We start from the raw sequence: 5,847 nt of genomic DNA, 5'->3' as shown, positions 1-5,847 counted from the left end.
CCGGATGATATTGAAATGATAATAGGCGGCAGTGAGGAACGCAGGCGGTTTATGGATACAGTTATCAGCCAGATAAATGCAGCATACCTGCAGCAGTTGATTATTTATAATAAAGTATTGATGCAACGCAACAGCCTGTTGAAAAAATTTGCTGAACAGGGTAAAACAGACTGGACGCTGCTGGAAGTTTTGGATGATCAGCTGGTACAACCCGGTAATTATATTTTTGCAAAACGAAAAGAATTTAGCCTTCAGTTAATTCCGTTGGTGCAGCAGTTTTACAATAAAATTGCCAATAACAATGAGGTGGTTAGTTTGCAGTACGAAAGCCAATTAAACGACACTGAATTTTTTTCGGTATTAAATCAATACAGGCAAAAAGACTTTATTTTACAACGCAGTAACGGCGGTATTCACAAGGATGACATTGGCATTCAACTAAACGGACAGGTGTTTAAAACCACCGCTTCGCAGGGGCAAAGAAAAAGTCTTTTATTTGCTTTAAAACTGGCAGAATTTGAATTACTAAAAATAAATAAAGGTTTTACTCCGCTGCTTTTATTAGATGATGTATTTGAAAAATTAGATGAAGGCAGAATGCAGAATTTATTGAACTGGGTTTGCAATGAAAATAACGGGCAGGTGTTTATTACAGATACCCACAAAGAAAGACTGGAACTGGCTTTTGGAGGATTGCAAAGTAAGTACCAGATTATAGAGTTATAGAGTTATGAGTTATGAGTTGTTTACGTCCCTAAAAGAGGTATTGATAATTGAAAGAAACTTCGAATCTTAAATAGCCGAAATCCCAAATCAGCAATCCGACATCCATTATCTTTGCAACATGGGCGAATTTTCAATGCAGGATGCTATTCAGCAATTTTTAAAGCAAAGCCGTTTAAAAAGCGGAATACAGGCGGTACGTATTGAAGATGTATGGGAACAGATTATGGGAAAAACAATTGCCAAATACACGGACAAAATTCAAATCATCAATCAAACATTATTCATCAGCAGTACGGTTGCTCAATTAAAACATGAGTTACTATATCAGAAAGAAAAAATAATTGAAAGGGTGAATGAAGCGCTGGGAGAAAAAGTTATCAATGATGTGGTAATAAAATAGAATGCATTTGTTAAATAAATATCCAGCTATTTTTTTACATACTTACTTCTTGCAATTAGTAATAATCAAAGCAATAAATTTATTATTTAAACCAACTCAATTTCTCATTCTAGGATCTACTGCAGCATATAAAACATCTGCTAAAATATTGATGAGAATAAAGATGCAGGCGCTTACCAATACCGATCCCATCACCACAGGATAGTCTAATTTCTCTAACGCATCCACCGTTATTTTTCCAATACCTTGCCAACCAAAAATATATTCCACAAAAAATGCACCTGCCAATAACTCGGCAAACCAGCCTGTAATAGCGGTTATTACCGGGTTTAGCGCATTACGCAAAGCATGTTTAAAAATTACAGCTCGCCTGCTCAATCCTTTTGCATAGGCGGTGCGGATATAATCCTGGCTCAGCACATCCAGCATACTGCTTCGGGTTAGCTGTGTTATAATTGCCAATGGACGGATGCCCAAAGTAAAAGCAGGCAGAATTAAATTTTTGAGGGTCAGGTATTTTTCTCCGGTTACTTCATCTACTTCAAACCAGCTACCAGTTAAATTTAAACCGGTAAACGGATGCAATACTACCCCGAATAAAAAGGCAATTATAATGGCCATAAAAAAAGATGGTGCGGAAATACCGGCAATACTTGCCACCAATGTAGAAGTATCCAGCCAGGTATCTTTTTTTACAGCCGCCAATACACCCATCAAAATACCCATCACAGTGGCAAAAAGCATAGCTGCAAAGGACAATAGCAAAGTGCCGGGCAATGCTTCCATCAATAGTGTACCTACATTTTTTTTTGTTTGATAACTTTTGCGGAGGTAAGGAATTTTTAACCCTATTTTGATATCGGCACCTATAAACAATCCTTTTAATTCTTTCTTTGCAATATCGGCTTTTGAATAAATACAAACAGGACTGACATCATTGAGATATAAAAAAAACTGTGTCCATTTTGGCTGATCCAGGTAAAGATCTTTACGGATATTGTCCATTGTTTTTTTATCGCCTGTTTGCCCAACGATCAGCCTTGCCGGATCTCCAAAACCCTGGAACATAACAAATACAAGCATCACCACACCCAGTAACACCAGTAAAGAATAAAATATTTTTTTTAAGATGCTGTTCAAAGTTTGTCAATGATAACAGTTGGTGAAACCATGTAAAAAAATTAATCGCTTCACTTCAATATTTATTCATCGGGGTTCAACGGGTTTTCATCATGGCTGTTGCCTGAAGCTGAAAAGTAAAAGTGAGTGCTGCTATCTGAGATGAATATAAAAAACTACTGTCCTGTACCCAATATCTAATCAATAAAAAATCTTTACACCACTCATATTTAATAGTTCATATTTCCTATTTCATCTCACCTGTTTCACAAACTTTACTTCAACCTGGCCAACGCTTCAATAATCCTCACCCATGCACGCTCAATATTTACCATGCTGTTGGCAAATGAAAACCGAACGCATTTGGGTTCACCAAAAGCCTCTCCCATTACAGAAGATACATGCGCCGTATTTAGCAAATACATAGAAAAATCTGCTGAGTTGGTAATCAAATTCTCTCCATCAGATTTACCGTAATAAGAAGATACATCCGGAAAAATATAAAAAGCACCTTCGGGTTCAGTACATTTTATCCCCGGTACCTTCCTGATTATTTCCATTACTTTAGCCCTTCTGCGGGTAAATTCTTCCGCCATTTCCATAGAAGGTTTTAGGTCGGTCGTCAAAGCCACTACCGCCGCTTTTTGGGTGATGGAACAGGTTGCACTTGTAAATTGTCCCTGTAGTTTTTCGCAGGCTTTTGCTACTTCCACATTTGCCGCCATATAGCCCAGGCGCCAGCCCGTCATGGCAAAGCCTTTACTCAATCCGTTGATCAAAATAATTCTTTCTTTCAGATCGCTGAATTGCGCAATGCTCTCATGCTTGCCAACAAAATTGATGTATTCATAAATTTCATCTGCCATAATATACACGTTTGGATATTTGCGCAATACAATGGCCAGTCCTTCCAGTTCATCTTTGCTGTAAACGGCACCCGATGGATTGCAGGGAGAAGAAAACATAAACAAAGTTGTTTTATCCGTAATGGCTGCCTCCAGTTGAGCAGGAGTAACTTTAAAACCACTTTCCAAACTGGTGCTTACCTGCACCACTACCCCACGGGCAATCTTCACCAGTTCTGAATAAGTTACCCAGTATGGAGTTGGAATCACCACTTCATCCCCATCATCCACCACGGCTAAAATTGCATTGGCCAGGCTTTGTTTTGCTCCGGTAGAAGTAATGATGTTTTCTGGTTTGTAATCCAGGTTATTATCTCTCTTCAATTTGATACACACCGCTTCCCTTAAATCAGCAAAACCCGCTACCGGCGTGTAATGGCTATAGTTGTCGTTGATGGCTTTTATAGCGGCATCTTTAATATGTTGTGGCGTATCAAAATCAGGTTCTCCCAGGCTAAGGTCAATTATATCAATTCCTTTTGCCCTTAATTCACGACCCATTTTGGCCATTTTAAGTGTTTCAGGTTCTGCAAAGCGATCTAATAAAGAAGAAATATCCATGTAGTATAATTTTAGGATGGTGAAATTACAGCAAACCGCACATTTATTGCGTAGTTAAATGAAGAAATGATTTTTTAGGTAAAAGTATTTGTCCGGGCATGACCGCTTTGTGCAAAATTCTTGCATCGCCCTCGTGTACAAAAACAGCCATTGGCAACTTTTATTAAAGCGTAAACAAATTACCTTAAAGGCAGTAAACCGCATATCCATAAAGGTATTTAAGTTCGTCTTTTTTTCAAACTACATATATCATCAATTGTAGCAAATCAATCAACTTAATTAAAACCTTTTCAACCAACCGGAATAATTATTAGCGTAAAAAAACAACATCATTTGCCCGGGAACATGTCACAAGATTTCATCGTATTTATGATATTAAATCTTTCCTGTAAAATTATATTTACCATGGCTAATGGAAATAATTTTTATCCTTCATTTAGATAAGGCCGCAGAATGAAAAGTAAGTCTATTTGTAAACAGGTCAGTCTATATTTGTACAGAGGGAGGAAAAAAACTTAATAACATTTTTACTCACATAATTTCAATGTTGCCGCATTGCGGTTGCTCATTTGTAACTTGTAAATATTTCCCGCTTTATTGAAATACAAAATAAGGATACCATATTTTGTTTGGTACGCATCCCAGCTAACATCTTTTATAGACGGATTGCCCAGTACATTAAACAGACTGCCACGGACTGCTCCAAGTAAAGGCAAGCTTATTTTACCTTTATAATGCTCCCCTATTTCTATATAATTTCTTTCAGTAAAAAAATAAATATCCTTGTCCTTAAAAAAAACTCCTCCACAGGTGCTACCATTGGTTTCTGGTGTTGCGCTTTCAAAACAGGGAAATTTTTTTTCTACATCTCCCAAACTGGAATAAGTAAACAATTGGTTAACGGTACCTTCCAGTACATCAACATTAAAAGGAGGACAGATGACGGTGGTTTTTTGCTGGGCATGCGTTAACAAAGAACACATGACTACTGCAACCAAAAGAAAGATCGTTTTCATACTGATATTGTTTTAAATCATTTATTAAAAAAATACTGGAATTGTAATTCCAAATTCTTGTAAAGCAAATTCCTTGCTACAAATCATTTACAGGGTTTATATTTTATGGAACTTAGTAATTGTTAAATAATAAGTAACACATTTATCAAAACTATTTATTTATGTTTAGTGATAAATTCTTACAAAAAAAGTTTAGTGCTATATTGCCCAAATGAGATGAACGGGTAGCCAGTGTATAACTGGTTAGTAAGGTCAGTATGTTGGGTAAGTCCGTAAACAACGTGTTGCTAAATTAGCAGGCGTAAGCAGAATTAGAATTGATAAAGGGATTGCAAAATTGTGTGCCGATAAAGTGAAGGGTACAGACACTTTATCGGCTCATATAATAAAAGCTGTCGGGGGGGGTGCGAAAACAGCATAAACAAAGCCAGTCTGGTCTGATGAAAGTATTGCAATCAATCGTTCATCCACCTGCCCGTGGCCATCCGGTGAAATGGTTTTTTAAGGAGTAGTAAAAGCCTGCGAAATATTGAAACCGCCTTAAGAGAAATGGGCAATGCTTTGAGCTATCTAATAGTAAGCGACCTGCTAAAATTATGGGGCTGTAGTTTGCAGGCAAATAAAAAAAACCAGAAAGCCGGTAAAGCCCCTCTGACAGGAATAAACAGTTTGAGTTTATCAATAAAATTGCTATGGTTTCTATGACTGGAAATTTGCCAGTAATATCCTTTAGCGAACAACCTTTTGCTAACAGCAGCTGGGGCGGAAGCAATAATTGAAGAAGAAGGTTGTGTAAAACGAAACTAATAGTCGAGTAAGCAAGGGGAGTTTCACCCCAAGCTCCTCACGGAACCGTACGTGAACGGCTCGATTCATACGGCTCTTCAAGATGCCTCGACCAATTGGTAAGCCTGCGCTTACCAATTGTTAGGAAGAACATGTTAATCATCGCTTGCGCTTGTTTAGTGTTCTCCAATTTTTACATCTTGTGTACCCCTTGGCTACTTCCGGCTTTCCCGGCTATCAACGCTACTACGGGTACATCCGTCCCTACACCGGTTTGTGAAGTACTATTACAGCTTACGGATTTTCAATGGAATTGAACAAGTAAAAACAGCGT

General features: G+C 37.7%; 5 protein-coding genes. 2 read left to right on the top strand and 3 right to left on the bottom strand.

Annotated elements, in window-relative coordinates; all coding sequences use genetic code 11:
• The coding region (locus tag H7254_RS00755; protein WP_301931152.1) for a DNA replication/repair protein RecF at positions 1-726 on the top strand (726 nt) is incomplete at its 5' end.
• A gap of 118 nt (positions 727-844) precedes the next feature.
• Entirely contained in the window at positions 845-1,126 is a 282-nt protein-coding gene (locus H7254_RS00750) for a DUF721 domain-containing protein (protein WP_301922030.1), read from the top strand.
• A 96-nt stretch (positions 1,127-1,222) separates the two neighbouring features.
• Here the strand turns inward: H7254_RS00750 and H7254_RS00745 are convergent, their stop codons facing one another.
• The 3 genes from H7254_RS00745 to H7254_RS00735 form a co-directional block, all read right to left on the bottom strand.
• Positions 1,223-2,266, bottom strand: coding sequence for an ABC transporter permease (locus H7254_RS00745; protein ID WP_301931151.1), 1,044 nt, complete (start codon positions 2,264-2,266; stop codon positions 1,223-1,225).
• A 254-nt stretch (positions 2,267-2,520) separates the two neighbouring features.
• A complete protein-coding gene (locus H7254_RS00740; protein ID WP_301931150.1) occupies positions 2,521-3,711 on the bottom strand; it encodes a pyridoxal phosphate-dependent aminotransferase in 1,191 nt (396 codons plus the stop codon).
• A 527-nt stretch (positions 3,712-4,238) separates the two neighbouring features.
• Complete coding sequence (locus H7254_RS00735; protein ID WP_301931149.1) at positions 4,239-4,727, bottom strand: hypothetical protein; 489 nt, start codon at positions 4,725-4,727, stop codon at positions 4,239-4,241.
• Positions 4,728-5,847: the final 1,120 nt, after the last annotated feature.

Source organism: Ferruginibacter sp. (genome assembly GCF_014377975.1).
GTDB lineage: Bacteria > Bacteroidota > Bacteroidia > Chitinophagales > Chitinophagaceae > Ferruginibacter.
Note: the sequence above shows the minus strand (reverse complement) of the source record. Positions and strands in the feature narration are given on the sequence as shown.

Coding starts and splice junctions, on each gene's coding strand:
- H7254_RS00750 (WP_301922030.1), top strand. CDS start 845: ATGGGCGAATTTTCAATGCAGGATGCTATTCAGCAATTTTTAAAGCAA.
- H7254_RS00740 (WP_301931150.1), bottom strand. CDS start 3,711: ATGGATATTTCTTCTTTATTAGATCGCTTTGCAGAACCTGAAACACTT.
- H7254_RS00735 (WP_301931149.1), bottom strand. CDS start 4,727: ATGAAAACGATCTTTCTTTTGGTTGCAGTAGTCATGTGTTCTTTGTTA.